Source organism: Bacillus sp. JJ1773 (genome assembly GCF_036962035.1).
In the GTDB taxonomy this organism is placed as follows: domain Bacteria; phylum Bacillota; class Bacilli; order Bacillales; family Cytobacillaceae; genus Cytobacillus.
Map to the genome: position 1 here is coordinate 1 of NZ_JBALNX010000023.1, position 2,562 is coordinate 2,562.

The following is a 2,562-nucleotide window of genomic DNA, read 5'->3' on the forward strand; positions in this document are numbered from 1 at the left end:
TATTATTATGTAAACTAACTCTATTTTCATTGCTAATAGGATGGAGAATTTTGCTAGTAAATAATGATATAATAGTTTAATGAAGATTGGAGTGAAAGCTGTGAAACAGTTGCTAAGAAATATTCCCCCTGTGCATGAGCTGCAAAAAGATAATCGTTTTAATCTGTTGGCAGAAACTCACGGGATTGATTTTATACATATGACAAATCAGCTTAAAATTGTACTTTCTGAAGTTCGAGAAGAATTGACTTTAAATAAATGGTTTGGCGCAGTACCTGGCAGCAAGGATTTCATCGATGAGATTTTTAATAGGCTAGAGGCTGCCCTGCATAAACAACTAAATTACACATTAAAGCGTGTGATTAATGCGACAGGGACAATCCTTCACACAAATCTTGGCAGAGCACGATTAAGTGATCACGCCGCCCAGCACATGCTTGAAATAGCCCTTCATTATTCCAATTTAGAGTATCAATTGGAGGAAGGAAAGCGCGGCTCCAGACATAGTCATGTAGAAGCGCTGATTAAGGAGCTAACGGGTGCAGAAGCGGCGATGGTTGTAAATAATAATGCCGCTGCTGTTTATTTGATATTGAAGGCTTTAGCAAAAAATAAGGAAGTAGTCGTATCACGCGGTCAGCTCGTTGAAATAGGCGGATCCTTCAGAATCTCCTCCATTATGGGAGAAAGCGGGGCTGAGCTTGTTGAAATTGGAACAACCAATAAAACACATCTTGCTGACTATGAAAATGCGATTACTGAACAAACAGCGATGATATTAAAAGTACATACTAGTAATTTTAAAGTAATCGGGTTTACAAAAGCAGTTGGAACAGAAGAATTAGCAAAGCTCTCCAGGGAAAAAAACATCATTTTTTATGAGGATTTGGGAAGCGGGGCTCTCTACGATTTTCAAAAACATGGTATCGGTGAGGAACCTGTTGTGAAAGATGTAATTAAGCAGGGGGCAGATATAGTTTCCTTTAGCGGAGATAAGCTATTAGGAGGTCCGCAAGCTGGAATTATTGCCGGTAAGAAAGAGTTAATTAGCCTAATAAAAAAACACCAGCTTTCTCGTGTTTTGAGGGTGGATAAAATGACTCTTGCAGCTCTCGAGGGGACATTGCTGGATTATGTTAAAGGGGATAAGGGGTTAAAAAATATCCCTGTTATTAGAGATATTTTAGTATCACAAGATGATCTTAAGGTAAGGACAGAGGCCTTTATTAAAAAATTGTTAAGCTCTTCTGATCAATATACCCTTTCTATTATGGAAAGTTTTGCACAAATAGGGGGAGGGACGATGCCAGAGGTTAGTCTTCCTTCATTTGTTTCTGTCATTAAGCATAAAAAATGGGAAGCAGAGCAGCTTGCTAAAAAATTAAGAACAGAATTCTCTCCCGCCATAGTTGTGCGTATTCAGAAAGAAGAAGTATTAATTGATTTAAGAACCGTTTCAGCGGATGAAGAAGCTTATATATTAGAAGCACTTCAGGCCCTATAAGCCTTTACAAAAAGCGTTCTCCAAAAAAACTTGGGGAACGCTTTTTTTTTACATATCATGGCTGGAATTGTTTTTTTGTCTCGTATGATTTCTGTTTTTCACCTTTTTTGATCCGCTTAACGGTTCGGGCTGTCCGGAATTATCTCCTTTAGGTGCATTTTTTCGCATATCCTTACTATCGTTCTTATTCATTTAAACATCCCTCCTAACAAATAGCATGGAAGGAAGCCGAAAAATTATACAGAATATTTTTTTTGATGACTGCACAATTTAACTTTATTCAGCATAAGTTTTCACCTTTATGGATGAAGCTGAATCCAAATGGGTATCTAATTCAGTGAGGATTCAAGCCTGGCTGAATTAAGTTGCCTCCGGCGGATGCCTCAGATTTTTATCGAGTGTTGCTCGATAAAAATCTGGGCGCAAATACGCCAAGGCGAATTTGATAATTTATTTAAATAAAGGAGTGAAACAGGGGATGCCATATAATAAGAATAAACAGCAAGCATTTCAGGCTGCACAGCAGGGAATGGAGGATGCGCAGGAGCTTTATTATGAAATTGTTAGGGATTCTGCCAATTACGGTCATCAGCTTAAGCATCTAAAACAAGAAGTAAACGAAGCTTACGAACAAATTGAAAATGCACTCGAGGTTGCATCTGAAACGCAGAGAATGCAGTTAGAGAAATTCCAGCAGGACTTAAGCACAATCGTTAATGAAGTAAATCAATACCATTAATATAGGATGTCAATTAAATAGCTGATAAAGGAAGCGATAAGAGATTCGCTTCCTTTTTCGATTTTCGCCGATTAATCCAGATAGATCCTCCGCTGTATTTAAAACTTCCTTTATTTATTTTTCTTTCGCTTTTTATTATTTTGCTTCTGCATCTCTGATAAAGGCTCATTTGAAAATTCTTCATTATACCCTGCACCCATTCCTTGCCCTTTTGCCGCATTCATCCCTGGAACAATATGATTAGATTTCCTTTTTGCCACTACATTCACCTCCAACAGTTATTTTTTGCAAATTTCTTCAAATTATGTCGATTCTATAT

General features: G+C 37.6%; 4 protein-coding genes. 2 read left to right on the forward strand and 2 right to left on the reverse strand.

The window, feature by feature from the left end; all coding sequences use genetic code 11:
- Positions 1-100 precede the first annotated feature (100 nt).
- On the forward strand, positions 101-1,504 hold the full coding sequence (gene selA / locus V7127_RS05255) for an L-seryl-tRNA(Sec) selenium transferase (RefSeq protein ID WP_335484145.1): 1,404 nt from the start codon (positions 101-103) through the stop codon (positions 1,502-1,504).
- A gap of 48 nt (positions 1,505-1,552) precedes the next feature.
- Here selA and V7127_RS05260 read toward each other — a convergent pair whose 3' ends face one another.
- The gene (locus V7127_RS05260; RefSeq protein WP_335347724.1) at positions 1,553-1,696 is read right to left on the reverse strand and encodes a small acid-soluble spore protein P; all 144 of its coding nucleotides are present in this window, start codon (positions 1,694-1,696) and stop codon (positions 1,553-1,555) included.
- A 286-nt stretch (positions 1,697-1,982) separates the two neighbouring features.
- Here V7127_RS05260 and V7127_RS05265 point away from each other — a divergent pair, with 286 nt between their 5' ends.
- The gene (locus tag V7127_RS05265) at positions 1,983-2,243 is read left to right on the forward strand and encodes a hypothetical protein (RefSeq protein WP_335347725.1); all 261 of its coding nucleotides are present in this window, start codon (positions 1,983-1,985) and stop codon (positions 2,241-2,243) included.
- Positions 2,244-2,353: 110 nt separating this feature from the next.
- On the opposite strand, the gene sspO is transcribed toward V7127_RS05265, so the two are convergent.
- Positions 2,354-2,503 carry a small acid-soluble spore protein O gene (gene sspO / locus V7127_RS05270; protein WP_335355103.1) on the reverse strand — a complete coding sequence of 50 codons (150 nt, stop codon included), beginning with the start codon at positions 2,501-2,503 and terminating at the stop codon, positions 2,354-2,356.
- Between the last annotated feature and the right edge of the window lie 59 nt (positions 2,504-2,562).